Source organism: Oleidesulfovibrio vietnamensis (assembly GCF_055388115.1).
In genome coordinates, this window is sequence record NZ_AP042419.1 from 2,663,572 (window position 1) to 2,683,841 (window position 20,270).

The 20,270-nt window shown below is 57.8% G+C and carries 23 protein-coding genes and 1 pseudogene; 7 read left to right on the forward strand and 17 right to left on the reverse strand.

The genetic code is table 11. The features are described 5' to 3' along the window. Window positions 1-15: 15 nt before the first annotated feature. The 3 genes from ACZ5D1_RS11955 to ACZ5D1_RS11965 form a co-directional block, all read right to left on the reverse strand. Window positions 16-252, reverse strand: coding sequence for a FeoA family protein (locus tag ACZ5D1_RS11955; protein ID WP_011368499.1), 237 nt, complete (start codon window positions 250-252; stop codon window positions 16-18). A 126-nt stretch (window positions 253-378) separates the two neighbouring features. After that, window positions 379-573 carry a FeoB-associated Cys-rich membrane protein gene (locus tag ACZ5D1_RS11960; protein ID WP_011368500.1) on the reverse strand — a complete coding sequence of 65 codons (195 nt, stop codon included), beginning with the start codon at window positions 571-573 and terminating at the stop codon, window positions 379-381. 18 nt (window positions 574-591) lie between these two features. Further along, entirely contained in the window at window positions 592-876 is a 285-nt protein-coding gene (locus ACZ5D1_RS11965; protein ID WP_011368501.1) for a FeoA family protein, read from the reverse strand. A gap of 258 nt (window positions 877-1,134) precedes the next feature. Between ACZ5D1_RS11965 and ACZ5D1_RS11970 the strand changes: the two genes are divergently transcribed. Beyond that, window positions 1,135-1,782 (forward strand): response regulator, encoded by a 648-nt coding sequence (locus ACZ5D1_RS11970; RefSeq protein WP_011368502.1) that lies wholly within the window; start codon window positions 1,135-1,137, stop codon window positions 1,780-1,782. Window positions 1,783-1,876: 94 nt separating this feature from the next. On the opposite strand, the gene ACZ5D1_RS11975 is transcribed toward ACZ5D1_RS11970, so the two are convergent. From ACZ5D1_RS11975 to ACZ5D1_RS12005, 7 genes and pseudogenes are all read right to left on the reverse strand, one after another. Beyond that, window positions 1,877-2,149, reverse strand: a complete 273-nt coding sequence (locus tag ACZ5D1_RS11975; RefSeq protein WP_464554981.1) for an Hpt domain-containing protein — start codon at window positions 2,147-2,149, stop codon at window positions 1,877-1,879. 148 nt (window positions 2,150-2,297) lie between these two features. Beyond that, window positions 2,298-2,729: pseudogene (locus ACZ5D1_RS11980) on the reverse strand (Fur family transcriptional regulator); the annotation flags it as partial. 67 nt (window positions 2,730-2,796) lie between these two features. Further along, the gene (locus ACZ5D1_RS11985; RefSeq protein ID WP_464554982.1) at window positions 2,797-5,694 is read right to left on the reverse strand and encodes an insulinase family protein; all 2,898 of its coding nucleotides are present in this window, start codon (window positions 5,692-5,694) and stop codon (window positions 2,797-2,799) included. 351 nt (window positions 5,695-6,045) lie between these two features. Continuing rightward, window positions 6,046-6,816, reverse strand: coding sequence for a hypothetical protein (locus ACZ5D1_RS11990; RefSeq protein ID WP_011368506.1), 771 nt, complete (start codon window positions 6,814-6,816; stop codon window positions 6,046-6,048). A 7-nt stretch (window positions 6,817-6,823) separates the two neighbouring features. Beyond that, entirely contained in the window at window positions 6,824-7,582 is a 759-nt protein-coding gene (locus ACZ5D1_RS11995; RefSeq protein WP_011368507.1) for a GGDEF domain-containing protein, read from the reverse strand. 46 nt (window positions 7,583-7,628) lie between these two features. Beyond that, a complete protein-coding gene (locus ACZ5D1_RS12000) occupies window positions 7,629-8,375 on the reverse strand; it encodes a hypothetical protein (RefSeq protein WP_011368508.1) in 747 nt (248 codons plus the stop codon). Between the two features lie 182 nt (window positions 8,376-8,557). Further along, a complete protein-coding gene (locus ACZ5D1_RS12005) occupies window positions 8,558-8,866 on the reverse strand; it encodes an isoamylase early set domain-containing protein (RefSeq protein ID WP_273193591.1) in 309 nt (102 codons plus the stop codon). Window positions 8,867-9,284: 418 nt separating this feature from the next. Between ACZ5D1_RS12005 and ACZ5D1_RS12010 the strand changes: the two genes are divergently transcribed. Both ACZ5D1_RS12010 and ACZ5D1_RS12015 read left to right on the forward strand, forming a co-directional pair. Then, window positions 9,285-9,572, forward strand: coding sequence for a helix-turn-helix domain-containing protein (locus tag ACZ5D1_RS12010; protein ID WP_011368510.1), 288 nt, complete (start codon window positions 9,285-9,287; stop codon window positions 9,570-9,572). 14 nt (window positions 9,573-9,586) lie between these two features. Continuing rightward, window positions 9,587-9,979, forward strand: a complete 393-nt coding sequence (locus ACZ5D1_RS12015) for a hypothetical protein (RefSeq protein ID WP_464554984.1) — start codon at window positions 9,587-9,589, stop codon at window positions 9,977-9,979. A gap of 376 nt (window positions 9,980-10,355) precedes the next feature. Here the strand turns inward: ACZ5D1_RS12015 and ACZ5D1_RS12020 are convergent, their stop codons facing one another. The 6 genes from ACZ5D1_RS12020 to rplU form a co-directional block, all read right to left on the reverse strand. Next, window positions 10,356-11,489, reverse strand: a complete 1,134-nt coding sequence (locus ACZ5D1_RS12020; RefSeq protein WP_011368512.1) for an ATP-binding protein — start codon at window positions 11,487-11,489, stop codon at window positions 10,356-10,358. A 147-nt stretch (window positions 11,490-11,636) separates the two neighbouring features. Beyond that, the gene (thiD, locus tag ACZ5D1_RS12025; protein ID WP_011368513.1) at window positions 11,637-12,464 is read right to left on the reverse strand and encodes a bifunctional hydroxymethylpyrimidine kinase/phosphomethylpyrimidine kinase; all 828 of its coding nucleotides are present in this window, start codon (window positions 12,462-12,464) and stop codon (window positions 11,637-11,639) included. 35 nt (window positions 12,465-12,499) lie between these two features. After that, entirely contained in the window at window positions 12,500-13,639 is a 1,140-nt protein-coding gene (proB, locus tag ACZ5D1_RS12030; RefSeq protein ID WP_011368514.1) for a glutamate 5-kinase, read from the reverse strand. A 26-nt stretch (window positions 13,640-13,665) separates the two neighbouring features. Further along, on the reverse strand, window positions 13,666-14,766 hold the full coding sequence (obgE, locus tag ACZ5D1_RS12035; protein ID WP_011368515.1) for a GTPase ObgE: 1,101 nt from the start codon (window positions 14,764-14,766) through the stop codon (window positions 13,666-13,668). Between the two features lie 225 nt (window positions 14,767-14,991). Next, the gene (gene rpmA, locus ACZ5D1_RS12040; protein ID WP_011368516.1) at window positions 14,992-15,261 is read right to left on the reverse strand and encodes a 50S ribosomal protein L27; all 270 of its coding nucleotides are present in this window, start codon (window positions 15,259-15,261) and stop codon (window positions 14,992-14,994) included. A 19-nt stretch (window positions 15,262-15,280) separates the two neighbouring features. Then, window positions 15,281-15,589: a 50S ribosomal protein L21 gene (gene rplU / locus ACZ5D1_RS12045; protein WP_011368517.1), complete on the reverse strand. Its 309-nt coding sequence runs from the start codon at window positions 15,587-15,589 to the stop codon at window positions 15,281-15,283. Window positions 15,590-16,065: 476 nt separating this feature from the next. Here rplU and rfbA point away from each other — a divergent pair, with 476 nt between their 5' ends. Continuing rightward, window positions 16,066-16,941 carry a glucose-1-phosphate thymidylyltransferase RfbA gene (rfbA, locus tag ACZ5D1_RS12050; protein WP_455696878.1) on the forward strand — a complete coding sequence of 292 codons (876 nt, stop codon included), beginning with the start codon at window positions 16,066-16,068 and terminating at the stop codon, window positions 16,939-16,941. A 353-nt stretch (window positions 16,942-17,294) separates the two neighbouring features. On the opposite strand, the gene ACZ5D1_RS12055 is transcribed toward rfbA, so the two are convergent. Then, window positions 17,295-17,435 carry a hypothetical protein gene (locus tag ACZ5D1_RS12055; protein WP_011368519.1) on the reverse strand — a complete coding sequence of 47 codons (141 nt, stop codon included), beginning with the start codon at window positions 17,433-17,435 and terminating at the stop codon, window positions 17,295-17,297. Between the two features lie 179 nt (window positions 17,436-17,614). Here ACZ5D1_RS12055 and rlmD point away from each other — a divergent pair, with 179 nt between their 5' ends. The 3 genes from rlmD to ACZ5D1_RS12070 all read left to right on the forward strand — a co-directional run bounded on the left by rlmD (window position 17,615) and on the right by ACZ5D1_RS12070 (window position 20,268). Beyond that, entirely contained in the window at window positions 17,615-18,988 is a 1,374-nt protein-coding gene (gene rlmD, locus ACZ5D1_RS12060) for a 23S rRNA (uracil(1939)-C(5))-methyltransferase RlmD (RefSeq protein ID WP_464554986.1), read from the forward strand. 598 nt (window positions 18,989-19,586) lie between these two features. After that, the gene (locus tag ACZ5D1_RS12065) at window positions 19,587-19,862 is read left to right on the forward strand and encodes an AtpZ/AtpI family protein (protein WP_464554987.1); all 276 of its coding nucleotides are present in this window, start codon (window positions 19,587-19,589) and stop codon (window positions 19,860-19,862) included. Beyond that, window positions 19,834-20,268 carry a hypothetical protein gene (locus tag ACZ5D1_RS12070; RefSeq protein WP_011368522.1) on the forward strand — a complete coding sequence of 145 codons (435 nt, stop codon included), beginning with the start codon at window positions 19,834-19,836 and terminating at the stop codon, window positions 20,266-20,268. The genes ACZ5D1_RS12065 and ACZ5D1_RS12070 overlap by 29 nt, the downstream gene beginning before the upstream one ends. The last annotated feature ends 2 nt before the right edge of the window (window positions 20,269-20,270 follow it).

Below are 20,270 nucleotides of genomic sequence, written 5' to 3' on the forward strand. Positions count from 1 at the left end.
CTTGCAGCCGTGCGGCTACACTGCTTCCACTGTGATGTAGTCTGCCTCGTTGTTGCGCAGCGACAGGGTGAAGCCTTTCAGACGCAGCGCCACCGGATCCTGCAGCGGAGCCCTGCCCATGATTTCAAGCTCCGCACCGGCAACCAGCCCCATATCACGTATGCGGCGGCCCAGTTCTCCGCCTGCGCTTACAGAAACAATGCGGGCCCGTTGCCCGACCTTGAGCTGGCGCATCGGAATTGACTGACTCATTGTGTTCCCCTTTTCCCCCCGCGACTGCCTGCGTCAGGGGTGTGAAATTGAAAATCTTTCTCATCGAATGGCCGTAAAAAAAGCGTGTGAGACATCATCACGCACCCGGCCCAGTCCCTGAACCTGCTATTTATGATTGGCTCCGCCGCAGCAGGTGTGCTGCGAAGAAGACTTGCCTTTGATATCCTTTATCTGCCCGCTGCCGCATCCGCCGCTGCATCCGCAGCCGCATCCGCCGGACCGCTTGCGCGTGTACCGGTAAACCAGATACACCACCGCCAGCAACACAATGACCGCCACAACGGCTGTCTCCCAGTTCATAGCAACTCCTCGGATTAGTTAAGGGTGCACCGCAGCACGGTCGGCATCGGCGGTATCGCACAGGGGTTCGCACAGCACCTGATCGGCCATGCCGTTACCCAGCACAACGCAGCAGTTGCGTACTTTCACGCTGCAGGGTCCGCCATTACGCGGGCCGCCGTTGCGCGAGCACACTTCCACTTCCGTGCCGGGGGTCAGCCCCAGCGCGCACAGCCTGCCCCGTGCCTTGGGGCAGTCGCCCAGCGCGCTTACACGTACCTTTTCACCAACCGCAACCTGATTCAGCTTACACTGACAACCCATAGTTAATCCCCTTGAATGAGCTTCACTTAATCCCGCATGAGAATGATTGTCAAGTTCCTTTTCAGCTTTTCGGAGGATGTCCTGCCGCGCGGTCTTTTTGCTCCGCCGCACCGCTCTCAGGTAAAAAAAGAAACGAACAACGCCACGAGATACGGCTTTTACATGCAGCCGCATCACTCCGGTACGCAGTAAGTGAGGGCTTTACAAAGACGGTACAGTTGCCTAGGTTTCAGATAATTCACAGACAGGAATGTTTATATGCCGAAAACAGTTGTCATTGTAGAGGACATGGGCATTGTCCGCGAAGGGGTGCGTGCGCTGTTGGGCGGCTGCCCCGGGTACCGTATTGCCGGAGAAGCCTCTGACGGCATAGAGGCCCTGCAGGTCGTGGAGCGGTGCGCTCCGGACGTGGTGCTGATGGATATAGGCATGCCGCGCATGGACGGTGCAGACGCCATACGCGAAATCAAGCGCCGTTTTCCCCGCACAAAAGTCATAGCCCTGACCGCGCATAACAAAAGCGCGCTCATTTTCCGCACGCTTCATGCCGGGGCAGACGGATACATGCTGAAAACCGGCAACTGTGAAACTCTGGTCGGCGCCATACAGACGGTGCTTGAGGGACGGCGGTATATCAGCCCCGACATTTCCCAGTCGCTCATCGACTCGTTAGCGGGTTCAGACCCCATGGATTTCGCCAATCCCATCGACACGATATCTGTCAGAGAAAAACAGGTGCTCAAGCTGATAGCCAGAGGCATGGGCAACAAAGAAATCGCAGCGGAGCTGTGCATCAGCCACAAGACCGTGGAAAAACACAAAGCCAGCCTCAAACGTAAACTGAGAGTGAACAGCAACGCGGAGATGGCCACGCTGTCCATGGAGTACGGTCTGCTGGAACCCTGAGCCGCGTCACCCGCCGCACAATATGCAGCCGCGCCCGCTCCACCGCGGGCTGCAACCTTCTTTGCCCCCCTGCATCGCGGGATACCCGCAAAAATTACCGTGCTTCCAGCGCTTCGCAGGCTGTATCCAGCAGGGCACCCGCAACCGCCGCATGACGCATGCATTCCTGCCTGTCCTGCACAATCAGCGCCTGTTCCAGCCCGTAAGCCGCCTGCGCCATATCGACCCATCCGTATTGCATGGCGGCGCCTTTCAATGAATGAGCGGCATCCGCACCGTCCTGAAAGGCCCCGGCCGACATGGCATCGGTTACGGCACGCAGCAGCCTGCGGGCCTCATCCAGCAGGGCGGGCAGCAGATGATGCAAAGCGGCGGGCACCTGCCGCGTCACAGCCGTATGCATATATACCTGTCCTTTCAGCTGCCCGCGTACCGTGCAAAAGGGCGGACCGGTAACCGGCCCGCCCTGCTATACGGCACGCGGCGCCCCGCAGGGCGGCGTTATGATTTCTTCTTTTTTTGTCACGGCATTCTCTGCACTCACCGTACAGGTACATCCTGTGGCTGGTCAGCACAAAGCCGTGTTTCGCGGCCAGCTCTTCCTGAAGCAGCTCAATGTGCTCGTCCAGCACCTCGATATTTCTGCCGCAGGTTTCGCAGATAAGATGGTCATGGTGCTTGCTGCCGTACTTCTGCTCATACCGGGCCACCCCGTCGCCGAAGCGGACTTCCTTGGCTATGCCCGATTCGCTGAGCAGCTTCATGGTGCGGTACACAGTGGCCTGTCCCACGGAAGGGTCTTCACGCTTGACCTTCTCGTACAACTCCTCGGTGGTAAGGTGGCCATCCTCCCGCAGAAACACATCCACAATCAACATCCGTTGCGGGGTCATTTTCAGGCCGTTGGCAACGATGTAATCCGTGAATACCTGTAACGGATCTTTCATAGGCGACTCCAGAGGCTCTGTATGACCGGACAGTATCCGCAAGACTGACAATACGCAACCTTGCGGATTACATAATGCTCTTCACTGCCCAGCCGTTCCGCTCCGCAGCCTCTTCCACTCCGGCCCCGCCCAGAACGCACACAGTGCCTGTCCGGGCCGCCTCGGCCAGCACATCGGCAAAGCGGACAAAGTCTTCGGGGGTGGTGGACAGAATCTCATCACGCATCTGCTGGCGGCGTTCTTCCGTATCACCCGTCAGTGTGCGCGCCAGCGATGCCATGCCGCGGTCATGGGGCAGCATATGGGCGTCCAGTTCGCCGATGGCTCCCACCACCGAGGTGACCAGCTCATCCTTTGTCAGAGACAGCGAACGCAGATATTCAGCGCTGCGGTCATACACGTCAAGCGTGGCTTCCAGATTGGGGTCGCGGTACGACACCTGTGCCAGAACACCGCTTGCACGGTCAAAGGCGCAGAAAGCACCGTAGGCCCCGCCCTGCACCCTCACCTTGTCCCACAGCCAGGCCATGCGCAGATGCTTGAAAATCACATTGGCCGAACCGTGATACCGGTACCCCAGACTGTAAAGGTCGGCCGCCTTGCCCACGTAGTTAACCTGCGACGGGACGCACAGTGCCTCATGCACAGGACGGATATCGGCAAACCAGGCCGGGGGTACATCCTGTCCTTCGGGCAGCGAAGCGGCAAAAGACGATGCATGCGGCATGGCCGCTGCCAGTGTTGATCCGCTGCCCGTCATGTTGAGCACCGCACCGGCTCTGCCCACCAGCGCCTGACGGACGGCCGTCAGGTCGGCCAGCACGCCGTTCCAGTCTTCATCAACACGCCGCACAAGTTCGCGCAGGTATTCCAGCGCAGCCAGACCGTCCATCTGTTCACCCAGCCAGCCGCTTTTGCCGAAATGCGACCGCAGACGCGACATGACCACCATATGTCCGGCAGGTACCAGACGGTGCTCCATACGCGCTTTTTCTTCCAGCAGAATGGACCGGAAGCGCTCTTTCTGGTCAAGCTGCGCGTCCAGCAGCACATCGCGCATCAGCTCAAACAACGCTGCGGCGTTAGCCTGCGTCGCCTTGCCCTGCACAAACAGACGGGCATCGGGAGTACGGTCGTCCACACGGGTCAGCACCACGCTGTCGGCATCTATACCGCCTGTCTTGCAGGCGATGCGCATGCCCATCTCTACAAAATCGTACCGCGATGTGCCCATTTCCACCATGGCCCTGCCCAGCAGCGGCACCAGCGGCACCAGTCCCGCGGGAATCCTGTTCAGGCTGAACCCTGCATCGACATACAGAATACCTTTGGCGTCAATGTCGTGCGTTATCAGACGCATGCCGTCCAGCGGCGATTCCTGTGCCGGTATGGGCGTATTGACGGCGGCAAGGTCATGCAGCCCCAACCGCGGTATGGTGGACAGCGCCTCGGGAGTATCAGGTTCTTCCTGCATGCGGCGCAGTTTTTCGGCATTGGCGCGCACGGCCTCAAGCCCCTGCTCATCCAGCGAGGCACGCACAGCGGCCAGCCGCGACTTTTCTCTTTCCGCACGGGCCTTGTCGCTGTTTTCAGCAGGCACCAGCACCACCGTGGCCCTGTGCGTGTTGTCCAGCAGCCAGCGGCGGATAATATTTTCAAACACGGGCTCACCGGCGGCCACACGCGCCCTGATGGCGTTGACGGGCTTTTCAAATGCCAGCTGCGAAAAAGGATCGCCGTCATAAAGCCACGTGGTCAGCGCGCGGGTCATCACCGCCAGCCCCACGGGAAAACGGCCCGTATTGTTTTCGCGCAGATCGAATTCCACCGTGTTCATGGCAGCCTCGATGCTGGCGGCAGGCACGCCGTCTTCGGCCAGCCCGCGCAGCACCGAAAAAATCAGACTGCTGATCTGTTCCTCATCTGCGGGGTCTATCCCTTTGAGTCCGGTGGAAAAATACAGCTGCCGCAGTTCATTTTCCAGTCCGCCTCCGGCAAGATCTTCACCCAGCCCCGACTCTATGAGCGCCTTGCGCAGGGGCGAGGCGGGCAACCCCACCAGAATGTGGTCAAGCATCTGCAGGGCAAAGTTGGTCTCCGCGTCGGACGTTTCCGGCAGCAGCCAGTTGACGGTCATCATGCCCCGCCTGTCGCTGTCCGCACCGGCGGCGTACGGTACTTCCAGACGTTTCGGCGTATCAAATGTCTGCTGCAGCGGCACTTCGGACTGAACATCCAGCGGACCGAAACGGTCCAGCAACTGCGACAGCACGGCCAGACGACGGTCTTCCGGATCATCGCCCCAGAAATAAAAACGTGCGTTGGCAGGATGGTAGTACGTTTCATGAAACGCCTTGAACGCCTCATACGTCAGATCCGGAATATGTTCCGGATTACCGCCGGAATCGAGCCCGTAGGTTATGTCAGGAAAAAGCGCCTGCTGCGAACGTTCGGCAAGAATGCTTTCAGGAGACGAATACACGCCCTTCATCTCGTTGAAGACCACGCCTTTGTAGGTCAGCGTGCCGTCCTGCGCCGTCTCGTAATGCCAGCCTTCCTGCTGAAATATTTCGGGAGTGATCCGCGGGAAAAACGCGGCGTCCAGATATACGTCCACAAGGTTGTAAAAATCGGCCAGATTGGTACTGGCAACCGGATAGCACGTTTTGTCGGGATAGGTGAACGCATTGAGGAACGTCTGCAGAGAACCTTTGAGCAATTCCACAAAAGGTTCTTTCACAGGGTATTTTTCTGACCCGCACAAGACCGAGTGCTCCAGAATATGCGCGACACCCGTGGAATCGTGCGGCGGTGTGCGGAAGCTCACCCCGAAGACCTTGTTTTCGTCGTCGTTGGACATGGAAAGCAGCGCGGCACCGGTGGCATCGTGCCGCCACAACCGCGCTCTGCTGGAAAGCTCTTTTATCTCGCGTTCTTCTACCAGTGTAAAACCATGCTTGTGCAAGGTGAACCTCCCGTATCCGGATACTCGAAAAAAACTCCGCTCTGGGCGGCAGTTCAAGACTACTGACAATAGCTGCAGATACCTGCGGCGCAGCGCATGCGGCGTATGTCCGGCAGCCGGACACAACCGCGCCAGCGGAATATAGGCACCCCTGCGGGGAAAGCAAGGATCACTGCAAAATGCAACACCGCGCAGCCCGCCGTACCGCGCGCAGACCAGCACCGTGCACGGCGGTTCCGGCACACTACCCCATAGCGATGATAATGAAAACCAGTCTGAATTCCGGCGGAACTGCCGTGGCGCGAAAACCGTCAGCACCTGCCGGACAACGCACTGCGCGGTGCAAAGAAGCTATTCCAGCCGCCGGCTGATCACACGCATAACACAACGGCACTGCCTGTCCAGTTCGCACCACAGATCTTCCAGATCCGCCGTACCGCCCGAGCGGGCCTGCCGCTCTATACGGCGGGCAACCTGCGCGGGTCCGTACGAAACCATATCCAGAAAAGAACCGGCCATACTGTGGGCGATACCGGCCACATCGGCCAGCCGGCCTTCGGTGACGGCTCTGTACCCCTTATCCAGTTCCTGCGGCAGCGTTATCATCATCCGGCGGTAGAGTGTTGTCACATCCTCCGGTTCCAGTCCGAAATCCTCCGCAATCTGCACTGCGGACATGACCATGCAGTCATCTGCCGGCTCGCAGGCCGCAGGGGGCTGCTGCCCGCCCGAAATCCGTTCATACAATGCGCACAAATCCTGCAGCTGCGCCGCAGTAAGGGGAACCTGCAGCACACAGACAAAACCTTCGGGAGCAGCCCGTTCGACCTGCTCTCCCGCGCCGGTTCCGGATTCAGGCATCAGAGCGGCCACCGGCAGTTCTGTTCTGACCGTACTGACAGATACCGTACGCAAGGCTGCATAAAACCGCAGCGCCTGCCCTGCCGCCGAAGTGAAATCGAGCACCACAAGGCAGGGTTGTGCCCCGAGCAGCACTTCCACTGCGGCGCCTTCATCCTCCACCAGCCGCACATCAGCACCACATGCGCCCAGACGGCTGCCCACTTCACGCACCATGCTGCCGCATCCCAGCACCAGCACCGCGTCGCCACGCTGCTTCATGGCTGCTTCACGCTCCTTTCTCCGCCGCGGGGGCGGCCAGTTCCACACGGTTTCTGCCGTTTGCCTTGGCCCTGTACAAAGCCTCATCCGCCTGTTCCATAAGGTCATGAGGCAATACAGGCACCGATCCGGCTTCCATACAGGCCACGCCCAGCGACACCCTTATGGTGGTCTCGCGTCCGCCGCCCACAGGAATTATCTGCTCTTCCACAGCCGCGCGTATGCGTTCCGCCAGCGCGGCGCCACCGTGCATGTCCGTACGCGGCACCACCACGGCAAATTCTTCGCCACCCACGCGCGCCAGCACGTCTTCGGTGCGCACACAGCCACGCAGTGTGGAAGCCACAGCCATCAGCACCACGTCACCGGCCTGATGGCCCAGCGTGTCGTTGACTTTTTTGAAGTGGTCAAGATCGAGCATGATGACACACATGGGTGAGTCCTCGCGCTGATGGCGGGCCACTTCCTGCCCCAGCCGCAGATCAAAATGACGCTTGTTGAAAAGAGAAGTGAGAGGATCGATAAGACAGAGACCGGCAAACCGGCGTTCGTGCCTGCCGATGATAAGGCCGAACAGCATGAATACCAGCACGGTACCCACAAGCATGTAGGCAAACAGCCAGCGTTCATAAAGCGGATGCTGAGGATGGATATCGCACAACCACCTGATGACAAACCAGCCAAGAGGGGCACCCAGCCCCAGTGCGGCACCCTGCAGGGGCCTGCGCAGGGCCTGCAACAGCGAAACGGCTCTGGTCGTCAGCATGGTGCGGTCTCCTAACGGGGCGGGCCGTCCTGCCGACGGCCACGGTTCAGCGCATCCATGACCGTGCTATACGGAACACGTCTTCATAATCCAGTCTGTCGCGGATACCCAGGCACAATTCCGTGGACATGCGCATTTTATCCTGCACATCGCGCAGCAGCACCATTTTGTGCTCGCGCAGCCATTTACGGACAAAAGGAGCATCCATACCATCGATAACCAGCGCAAGACCGTCCACAAAGTACGTCGAAGTTATGACGGGAAGATACGGCTGGCAGGCATCTTTGCCCTGCTGTCTTGCAAGCAGCACGTAAAAAAGCAGCGTGACCATCAGCTTGTCGTCCTGCTGCCGGTGGCTGACATCAAAATATCTGTCCTGCACGGCTTCACGCTCGCTCATCAGCTTAAGCAGTTCATGCGCCAGCGACAGGGCCCGCTGCTCCGTAAGCGGGCAGCGGGGGAAACGCGCCGCCATCTTGGCCATGCTTTTTCTGGGGTTTTCCCCCTGTGCGATATCCATCAGCGCTATACGCATAAGGTCGTAACGGCGCTCAAGTTCGGACAGCACGGTTTCTTCGCGCGCTGTGGCCAGCAGCCGTATGCGCGACTCACTCATGGAGCCGGAGCATATTTCCAGCAGATGACGCACAAAAGGCTCGGGGGTATGTTCCGCCTCGCTGTAAAGCGCTTTCATGCTGCGTCTGCCGCCCGCCAGTTTTTTTAGCGCCAGCCAGTACGCGGCCACACCTTCCAGCGGCATTTCAAGAATATCAATTTCGCGGTGTTCGTGCATGGAGCATCCCGGCTGTATCGCTAAAAGCTGACAGAACAAAAACCCTGCGGCACTACATAGCATATAGTGTTGCCGCGTCGTCTTTCAAGCTTTTTCAGCCGGATACCGCAAAAAATAAAAGGCCCCGCATGGGGGCCGGATGTGTGCCGCTGCGCGCGGGGCAGAAGCAGGCAGTGCGGGTGCTACAGTTCCACCACGGAATTCTCTGCGCGGGCAAACTCGCACCAGACATAGGCATCCGCAGCATCGTCATTAAGCCACCGGGAACCGTCGGCCAGATAGCGGAACTGATACTGCCGCCCGGTTTCCAGCCCCACCTCAACCGAAAAAGAACCGTCCTTGAGACGCTTCATGGGGGTGGAAGTTTCATCCCAGCCGTTAAAGTCACCCACCACGGTAACATGCTGCACGCCGGAAACCGCTTCGGCGGGCAGACGGAAGCGCACCCTGCAACGGGGCTTTGTTTTCAGAAACTGTTTGCTAAGTGACATGCCGACCTCCAGAATTGCATGGACCAGGGTTTACCGGTATCACGCCTGTCCGTTTCCGAATAATGATTTTTTTCGTATCCACTATCAGCCCAAACACACCACGGCGTCCAGCCGCAAAGCAAAAAAAGACTCCGGATTCCCTCATTGCGTGCCACGGACACCAACCATAAAAAAAATAATGCCGCCCTTTACCGCCCAAGGCAGCCCGCAGCAGTCTGTGCAGTACCTAACCATGCGCCATACTGCGGCAAACATACTTCTGCCGTATATAGTGCTGCCGACATGCCTGTGCCTGATACGGGTTGAGCTTTGTTGACACCAGTTAACTTAGAGTGGTAACGGCGTTACTGAGTAATGGTACCGTTGTCCCGGACAGTCTGCCGTCAATAAAGGCCGACCTTTAGCCCTGCTGCCGACCATGAAAAAAACAACGTTCACAGTAGGCGAAGCCGCAGAGCTTCTGAGCTGCCATAAAGAGACCATCAGGCGCGCCATAAAAGACGGCAGCCTGAGGGCCGCGCAGCTGGGACGCGGGTACCGCATTTCCCGGGCCGATCTTGAAGCTTTCTGGACGGCAAAAGGCGGAGGATCTCTTTTTGAACAGGAGCCGCCCGAAGGCACTGCGCCTGCCCCGCCCGAACCTGCACGCAAGGAAAAGCCGAAGAAACCCAAAGGTCCGGAGCAGCTGACCCTGCCCACTTCGTAAGAGGAGGTTGCGGCATGAGTACAACCCAAGGCAACGGTGTTATGGAAAAACTGACCCTGCAAAGCGATACCGGAGCGGATATCACCTTCCGCGGACGTCTGTTCTCCGAAAGTTCGTATTTTGATGAAGAGACAGGCATGATGACCCGTCAGCGGCTGTATGTGACGGATCAGAACCAGCAGGTATACTCCATAGTCACCAGCGACGGACGCAGAAAAGAACGCAGAGTCTACCTGCTGAAGACGGAAGAGGGCGTCTGCCGGATTAACAACGGCCTGTACGACGTCACCGTGCCCGTGGAGCTGCTGATGCTGGCCGTACGCGGCCTGTGCGGCCTGACGGAAAGCGAGCAGAGCACGGATTTCTTTGCCGCGCTGGAAGAATCGCTCAAAGCTGCCAACGCCTGATCACCGGACGGTACGCCGGTCGGCCCCCTGTACGCAAAGGGCCATCTGCTGTGATGCCGCACGCTGAAAAGCTGTGGCCGAAAAGCTGCGGCCGAAAATCTGCAACTGTAGAACTGCGACTGAAGGACTGCGGCCGAAAATCCGCAGCTGAAGCCGTGAGCCGTTCCACCGCCTGCGTTCTGAAGAAAACGCGGCCTGTACATGCGCGCGGAGCACATTCCCTGCCCCCCCGAAGCCGCGCGACCGTGCGACCGTGTGCCAGTTTGTGCCCGTGCGCCCGCGCGCTTTCAGCGGTGCATGAAAACAGATACCCCCCGAACAGCATGCATCGCCGGACCGCACCGTGCCGGCTCCCGTGCGGCGGAAAACGTCGTGCTCAGCTCAGCACCGCGGGAAGCCACAGGCGGAATGTGGTGCCTTCACCCTCGCGGCTTTCAAATCCTACGGAACCTTTGAGATAGTTGTTGGTAAGCAGCTTCATGCTGTATGTGCCAAGCCCGCGCCCCGTTCCCTTTGTAGAAAAAGAACGCTGGAATACAAGCCACCGATGTGCCTCTGGTATGACGCAGTCGTTTCTGGTGTAAAATTCTGCGCCGCCGTCTGCCGGACAGCAGCCCACCGCCACGCAACCGTCCTGCGGCGAGGCTTCCATGGCGTTTTTCAGCATGTTCAGCATGACACGGCGCAACAAGGTCTGATCGCTTTCTATCATCAGACTTTCCGCCGGTGCCTGCACGTCGAAATGCACCCCTTGGGCCATTTCCATCTGCTGTACCGATTCCAGCACATCACTCATCAGTTCAGCCAGACACAACCGTGCGGGGCGGATACTCAGTTCATCCGATTCTGCGGCCAGAAGCAGACGCTGAGCCATGATCTCGTCTACCAGTTCTTTGGAAAAGCGATGCATAAGCAGACTTTCACCCTTCAGGTCCAGCGGAACCTCTTCAAGAATCATCTGCGCAAGGTTCTGCAGTCCGCCTGCCGTATTCAGTATGTCATGGAAGAAAATCCGCTCCAGTGCCCGGCGTCTTTTTTCGTCGCTGATATCGTGGATGGCGAACAATACAAAATGCTCATCGTGCACAGTAAGCGGTGAAGCGCAGATTTTCAGGTCATAGGCCACCAGCACTTCATCTTCGCGCTTGGTTATGCGGCATTCCGCTTCACGGCGTCTGCCGCTCAGTCCGCACAGTATGGCGTGCACGGCTTCACAGCTGTGGCATGCGGGCGAGGTGCCGCATCCGGCCGCAGTGCAGCAGGCGTGTTCGCACGAAAACAGTTCGCCCGGGCGCATGCCTATCACCCTGTCTGCAGTTTTTTCACCCAGCAGAGACAACAGATTGCGGTTTGCAAAAACAATCTGTCTTGTATCATTAAGAATAACGACAATATCCGTTACTGAATCGAGCAGTGTGACCAGTGTTTCATCTGCAAAAAGCCTGCGCTGGCGTGCAAGCTCCGGCAATGTACTGCGTCGTGCGGGGGCAAAGTGTGTTTCAGCAGGCATAGCAACCTCAAAATGAATTGTCTGTAGGCAATGACCTACAATAAAACAACAGCATTTCCAAGCACTCCGGCGCTGTGTATAAAAAAAGACCTGCAGGGCAGGTCTTAATAGTTAGCAACAGCGATAGTACGCAGAAACAATGCAGAATCAGTCCTGCAACAGTGTTCCCGCAACAACTGCCGCATGATTGGGCGGTCCGAACCCCTTACCGGGGGCATAGCTTTCACGCAGGCAGAGGTTGAGATACTGCTGGGCTTTCAGAATGGCCCTGTCGAGCACATGCCCCTTTGCCAGCATAGTGGCGATGGCAGCCGAAAGCGTGCAACCTGTTCCGTGGTTGTTGGGCGTATCAACCTTTGTCTGCGGCATGGGCACAGGCTCTCTGTTGGGCAGCCCCAGCCAGTCGGTCAGGGTGTCGGTGCCCTCAAAGTGGCCGCCTTTGAGCAGCACGGCACGCGGCCCCATATCCAGCAGACGGCGGATTGCCTCTGCCACATCTTCTTTGGTCTCCACCGCCATACCGGCCAGCAGTTCGGCCTCGGGCCGGTTGGGCGTCAGCAGATAGGCCAGCGGCAGCATGCGTTTTTTCAGCGCCTCCACTGCATCCTCCTGCAGCAGACGGTGTCCGCTCTGGCTCACGCACACAGGGTCCACCACCAGAGGAAAACGTACCTCCTGCGGCAAAGCTTCCAGCACATCGGCCACAGCCTCGATAATAGGCGCAGAAAAAAGCATGCCGGTCTTTGCAGCGCGCACGGGAAAGCCTTCCAGCACCGTTTCCAGCTGCAGGCGTACAAAATCAGCATCGGGGGCATGAATGCCGGTGACACCCAGACCGTTCTGCGCGGTAAGCGCTGTAATGACACTCATGCCGAAGCCGCCCAGCACCGTCATGGTCTTCAGGTCGGCCTGAATTCCGGCCCCGCCGCCGGAATCGGAACCGGCAATGGTAAGAACACACGGAGTCTCAGACATATATCCTCACTTTATCATGACCGCGGCGCCGCAGGTCACACCACGGCGTCCATCAGCATATTATCGCGGTGGATGGCTTCCGGGTACTGGTTGTCACCCAGAATGGCCGTAAGTTCCGCCGTGCGGTGGCCCATGATGCGCCGCAGGTCGGCGGCGGGGTAGTTGCTGAGGCCCACCGCCACCACGGCACCGGCCGCAGAAGTGACACGCACAAGCGCACCACGCCCGAAGCCCCCTTCAACACCGATGATTCCGGCAGGCAGCAGGCTTTTGCCCGCCTCAAGCGCTTTTACAGCACCGTCATCCACCACCACCGATCCTGTGGGATCAGCGTGATACGCCAGCCAGAATTTGCGTGCCGAAACAGTTTTCTTTTCCGGTCGCACCCATGTTCCGGGTTCGTCACCGGCAAAAGCCCGCAGCATGGCATCGGGCTTGCGTCCGGGCAGAATAAGCGTGGGCACCCCAAGCTGTGCTGCCCGCCGTGCCGCCAGCAATTTTGAATACATGCCGCCCGACCCCACAGCGGTTTTACCGCCGCACATCACGTCCAGATTAAGCCCGTGCACATTTTCTATGCATTCCATGACACGCGCATCGGGGTTGGTGTCGGGGTTGTCGGCATATACTCCGCCGGCCGATGTCAGATTGATGAACAGGTCGGCATCCACCACATTCAGCAGCAGACTGGCCAGACTGTCATTGTCGCCGAATTCCAGTTCGCGTACGGCCACTGTGTCGTTTTCATTGACAATGGGCACGGCATGCCAGTCCATAAGTGCCGCAAACGTGTTGCGGGCGTTAAGAAAACGGTGACGGCTGCGCAGGTCGTCCTTGGTGAGCAGTATCTGCGCGGAAATAATGCCGTGTCTGCCGAACGCCTCGTCATAATAATGCATGAGACGGCTCTGCCCCACGGCCGATGCCGCCTGCTTGTGCGGCATACCTTTTATCTCGCAGCAGCGCCGCAGCACGGCACGCCCGGCCGAAACCGCACCGGAGGACACCAGCACCACATCTACGCCGCGGCCGTGCAGGTCGGCAATCTGGGCCACCAGATTATCCACCACGCCCACATCCAGCCCGTTGCCGGAAGTAAGCACCGCACTCCCCACCTTGATAACCACTCTGCGGGCGGAATCCAGAACCTGCCCGCGCTCGGTCTGCCAGTCCATGGCTTTCAGACGCCTCCGCTAAAAGACTATTCGCGCACCCAGACTACTTCCACATCAAATTCCTCTTCGGGTTCAGGCTCTATCTGGCGCGAAGAATCAAGAGGAACATTCCTGTCCAGTTCGGCGAGCATTCGCCACATTTCACTTACAACCGCGTCCAGTCCTTCACCTTCCAGAGCGGAAATGAAGAAAATCCGGCGGCCGTCAGCTTCGGCTCTTGCGCGCAGCCCGTCAACCTCTTCAGGAGGCAGCAGGTCTATTTTGTTGACAACCTGAATCTGTTCGCGGCTGCCCAGCGTTTCGTCAAAACGCTGCAGTTCGTCGTTGATCAGGTCGAAACCGGCCCACGGGTTTTCCATGTCCACATCTTCTATGCTCAGAATGTGTACCAGAAAACGTGTGCGCTCCACGTGCTTGAGAAAACGGTGCCCCAGTCCCTGCCCTTCGTGAGCACCTTCAATCAGGCCCGGAATGTCGGCGATGACCATGCGTCTGTCCGGATCAAATTCATCCATCATCACGCCCAGATTGGGCACAAGCGTGGTGAAAGGGTACGCGGCGATTTTAGGCTTTGCCGCCGAAACCTGAGATATGAAAGTCGACTTACCGGCATTGGGCAGACCCAGCAGACCGGCATCCGCCAGAATTTTAAGCTCAAGTCTCAGAGATTTTTCTTCGCCCGGTTCGCCCGGCTGTGAAAAACGGGGAGCCTGCATGGTGGATGACTTGAAATGTTCATTTCCCTTGCCGCCACGGCCACCGTGGGCAATGACGACTTCTACGTCCGGCTCCGAAAGATCGGCGATAAGGCTTTCGGCACCGTTTTCACCGCGCTCGAAAACCAGCGTGCCCACGGGCATTTCCACCACCAGATCCTTGCCGCCGCGGCCGTGCATCTGGCTGCCCTGGCCGGGACGGCCGTTTTCTGCCTGATATACCCGCTTCAGACGGAAATCGTACAGGCTAAGCAGGCGAGTGGATGCCTTGAAGACCACATTTCCGCCATTTCCGCCGTCCCCGCCGTCCGGTCCGCCTCTGGGAATGAATTTTTCGCGGCGGAAAGAAACACAGCCATGGCCGCCGTTGCCAGAAATAGCTTTGATTACTGCTTCGTCTACAAAACGCATAAATATCTGCCTGCTGCAAAAAAGTGTCGTTACATGCTGCCCGGAAGGACAGCAAAAAAGCCCCGCCGTACACCAACGATGCCATAAAGCGTCCCGCGTGGAAACAGCACGCCGTATCCGCCGGATTGCCGCCCGCAACTGCTGCAGACGACAGCCCAACGAAAAATAGGGCGAAAGACGCAATGCGACTTTCGCCCTTGACGTATCGTCAGAAAAGAGACGGGCTTACTGCTCCGCGGGCAGCACGTGCACGCGGGTGAGAACCCTTCTCTTACGGGTAAATTTTTCGTAGGTCACCACGCCGTCGCACTTGGCGAACAGGGTGTAGTCTTTACCCAGACCCACGTTGTTACCGGGGTGAACTTTGGTGCCCAGCTGACGGACAAGAATGTTGCCAGCCAGAACGGACTGTCCACCGAAGCGTTTTACGCCACGCCGTTGGGCGTTAGAGTCGCGACCGTTCTTGGAACTGCCGCCTGCCTTTTTATGTGCCATGACTCGGACTCCTTACTTGTTAGGCCGTAATGGTCTTGATTTTCAGGGCAGTGTAGTCCTGACGGTGGCCCTGTTTCTTGCGGGAGTCGTTACGACGCCACTTGCGGAAAGTGATGACCTTTTCACCACGGCCATGCTCGATAACTTCGGCGGTCACCTTGGCGTTTTCCACATAGGGAGCGCCCACAGCGAACTTGTCGCCGCCGAGCATGAGAACTTTATCAATAGCAATTTCGCTACCGGCATCGGCGGCCAGCTTTTCGACGAAGATCTTGCAGCCTTCTTCGACACGGAACTGCTTGCCACCCGTTTCGATAATCGCGTACATTTCAAAACCTCCAATGAAATGGGGAGAGGCAGAGTTATCCTCTTTTTCAGCGGGAGTCAACAACAATTTCCGCAGCCATACTCTCCGCCAGCCAACCCCTTCCCATATCCTTCTCCTGATATATTTGCAAGCATCAGCCACGGCAAGGTCCCGAACACGGCAAAACGCACAAAACCAATCACAACATAACAAGCTGATATAAAATCAAAAACAACAATCGCAATTACTATTTTTCACAGAAGACTATTTTTATAAGTGACAACCGTTCAAAGATAACCTATTTCTCTCCCTGAGTGTGTCTCATCTCGTGTCCGGGGAGAAGCACCGCACCAAGGCCCTCCCCCAAGGCTTGTTCTCCCCGGACCCCTTTTCTCTCTTTCTCCCCCTTTCATTATCTCTTTATTCCACGCCATGTTTTGCGTATGTATGACGTTCTGCACGTCTGCATACCACATCAATGAACACGAGGTTTTGGAATGAAAGGCATCATTCTGGCGGGCGGTTCAGGCACGCGCCTGTACCCCATCACCCGCGGCGCCTGCAAACAGCTGCTGCCGGTATATGACAAGCCCATGATATATTATCCGCTTTCCGTGCTGATGCTGGCAGGCATCCGCGAGGTGTGCATCATCTCCACGCCTGCCGACCTGCCGCGTTTCCGCGATATTCTGGGCGACGGTTCCGCGCTGGGGCTCAGCTTTTCCTACATTGAACAGCCAAGCCCCGACGGACTGGCTCAGGCTTTTGTACTGGCACGCGACTTCATTGCCGGTCAGCCTGTCTGCCTTATACTGGGCGACAACCTGTTTTACGGCACCGGACTTGCCACCCTGCTCGAAAATTCCGCACGCCTGCAGCAGGGGGGCATCGTTTTCGGCTACAAGGTGCGCGACCCCGAACGATACGGCGTGGTGGAATTTGATAAAAACGCGCGTGTGATCAGCATAGAAGAAAAGCCGCAGAGCCCCAAGTCGCGCTATGCCGTCACCGGACTGTATTTTTATGACGGCCGTGTGGCCGATGTGGCGGCCGGGCTGACTCCGTCTGCCAGAGGCGAGCTGGAAATAACCGACCTGAACAACGAGTACCTGAAACAAGGCAGGCTGCAGGTGGAATTTCTGGGACGCGGCGTGGCATGGCTGGACACCGGCACATTTGAGTCACTGCATCAGGCATCGTCTTTTGTACGCGCGGTACAGGACAGACAGGGCCTGAAAATAGCCTGCATTGAAGAAATCGCCTACCGCAAAGGATACATCTGCGCCGACAGACTGCGCGAACTGGCAGCCCCCATGATGAAAAACGAATACGGCAAGTACCTCATGGAGGTCGCCTCCGAAGCGGTGCGCTAGCCGCAGGCCTGCCACCGGAAATCACGGCGCAGACGTGTTTTGCGCCAGATGAGGTGCATGGCGGCGCGGCATCGCCTGTCACGCGCCGTACGCGCCCCGCAGTCGCAAGCAGCAAAAAGCCGGCTCCTTCCGGTCAGGAAGAAGCCGGCCTGCAAAACACCCAAAACACCCAAAACGCCATTGACGCGCTGCGAAACAGCACGGCAATACATCAACCGCATAAGCGTAAACAACGGCACCGGCAAGCGGCCTGCTGGCCTGTGGCGGCCCGCCATGCCGCGACAGCATTGAAGCAACTATACAAGGTGACCGGCGCGGATAAAAAAAGTATATCCGCCTCCGCGCGGCACATCCTAGTGGTCGAGATGCTCACCTTTGCGGATGCGGTAAAATGCGGTGTACAGAATGATAGCGAAATAAATGAAGATGAGGCTCACACCCACAAAGCCCTGCGGGGTGGAGTGCATCATGTTGTGAAACAGCTCGGTTAGCATGGCACAGCTCCTTGTTGTTCGGCGTTGCCGAAATGTGACGACTGCTGTCTACTTGCCGGAAAATCAGCGCATAAGTCAAGTTCCGTTTTGTGATTTTGCGCACAAATAAAACATAGCATACGATAATTACAGAACATTCCTGAACGAGCAAACACTCGCTTTATAAGAGCAGCACAAACATGAACACCCCGACCACTCCCGCCGAAGGCGACATACTGCACCTGCAGCCGCACACACTGACCACGGGAGGCCGCGCACTGGCCCGCCACGGCAGACTGGCCGTTTTCATCGACAACGCGCTGCCCGGCCAGACAGTGACAGCCCGCGTGACCAGATGCCGCAAAAATTATGCAGAAGCCACACTGCTTGGCGTTACCGCTGCCGCAGACTATCAGACCGAGCCTTTTTGCCGCCATTTTGCAGAATGCGGCGGGTGCAGCTGGCAGCACATGCCGTATGCCATGCAGCTGGAATGGAAGCAGCGTCTGGTGCACGACGCTTTTGTGCGCATCGGCAGAATTGCGGAACCGCCCGTCCTGCCCGCGCTGGCATCGCCCGCACAGCGCTTCTTTCGCAATAAAATGGAATTTGCTTTTGAAAATGACAGTCCGCAGGGAATCCGCCTTGGTCTGCGCGCCAGAGGTTCGCATGACGTGATCAATATAAGCGAGTGCCATCTGCAGTCGCAGCGCTGCGTGCGCATCGTGGATTCGGTAAGGCGCTGGGCCGCACAGACCGGACTGACAGCATGGGACGTGCGCAGCGGAGAAGGATTTTTCCGCTATCTTGTCATCCGCGAAACTCAGTATACCGGCCAGTGCATGGTACAGCTGATTACCGGCCCGGAAAAAACCGGCGGCAATGCGGGAGCCCGTGCGGTCAGACAGCTCGGCGATCTGCTGGCAGAGAGCGGCGAAGGTATCACATCCTTTATACATGGCGAACGCCGCTCGCCCGTACAGGCCGCGTATGCCGAAAAGACCTTGTACAGCACAGGAGACAGCCACCTGACGGAACAACTGAACGGCAGGACGTTCACCATGGCTCCGCATGCCTTTTTCCAGACCAACACAGCGGCGACGGAGATTCTGAGCAGAACCGCCGCTGACTATGCCGGTCAGGGCGGCGTACTGTGGGACCTGTACTGCGGAGTGGGTACCATGGGACTGGGCATGGCTGATCAGGTAACGTCGGTGACGGGCATGGAAGTATCTGAAGAAGCCGTACAGTTCGCCACACTGAACGCCCGTAATCAGCAGGTGCCGCAGGCCCGTTTTTTGGCGGGCGATGTACGCAGACTGCTTATCAGGCACAAGGAAAAACCCGACATAGTCATCACGGACCCGCCCCGCGCCGGCATGCATCCCGATGTGCTCTCGGCTCTTATATCCCGCGCACCGCGCAAAATTGTCTACATATCGTGCGATCCGGCCACGCAGGCGCGTGACGCAGCGGCTCTGACAGACAGCTACCGGCTTGAAGCTGTGCAGCCCGTTGATATGTTTCCTCATTCTGCGCATATAGAAAGCGTCGCCCTGTTTTCAATACGATGACGGCATGGGCAGGAATATCCTCGCCGGACTGATTCTGCAGGATTTACCGGACTGCCCCGCTGCCCTTTCCGGCGCACCTTATGGCGCGGCAGCATGCGCTGAAGCCACACAGCTGCAACGCCAAGGATGAGCCGCCAGTCCGCAGCGGAAAAATGCAGCCGCTGCCGCGCGATGCCGTCACCCGCCAGCACCCGACGGCGCTCAGGCACGGCGGAAAGGAGCACCGGACACAGGCCAGAAAACCACACAGAAAAGCTTGCCCAACCCGGCTTCAACCGGCCCCGTGCGGCACAGCCTGTGGCAGCCCGCCGCTATTTTTGCATTGCCGCCGCAACGCGATAAACGTACACTGCGGCGCCGTCCGCGTGTCGTTCCGTACACGGCAAAGCGGCACCAGACCCCGGACTGCAGCGGCTGTAACATCAAGGAATACACGCAGCTGCCGAGCTTGTGAAAAATTTCTAAAAAGGCTGCCAGCAACCCTTGTAATTCGTTGACTTGCCCTATCAGCCGTGATAAATCGGTTTCCACTTGTGAAGGAATGCACGAACATAAACCTCACAGTGGGCGCTGTCGGGGCGTGGGAGTGCAATCCGCTATGTTCTTTAAGAATCAGTTCAAGGTCAAAGACAGGTCGTACTTTGACGCGCTGACCGTAGCCGGTTCCATGGGACTGCATATGGTCACGCACACTCTCGTGGGGGGAGTGGCAGGGTACTATCTTGATGAATGGTTAGGGACCAAGCCCTGGCTGCTTCTGACTTTTCTGATATTCGGCATCGTTGCCGGATTCAGAAGTGTCTTTCAGGACACGAAGAGACTGTCGGGAAAACAGGCGAAGAGCGATGCTGAGAAGTTTGATTCTAAGGATTGACAGGCATCTGTGGACCAAGGGGTTCAAGGCGCAGGAAATCCGGACGGTCGCTCGGAACCAGATTCTTCTGACTCTTGGTGCAATCCTGGCAGCAGCGGCGCTGGGATGGAAGTTTCAATGGCTTTTCTGGTTCGCGCTGTGCGCGGGACTGGCTTTATGGAACTTTTATTCACTGGCGCAGTTCATTCAGCATCTCATTCTCCGGACTTTTACCAGAGACATGGTGCTGGGGATGCTGCTGCGGTTTTACGGCAGGCTGGGTGTGACCGGTATAACTATGGCCGGTCTGATTGTTTGGCTCGATGTATCGCCCTTTGTGTTGATCGCAGGTTTTTCAACCGTTGTGGCGACCACACTGGTCTGGGGTCTTTCCAGACTGGCCGGGCATAAAGTCAAGGAGGCATGAGG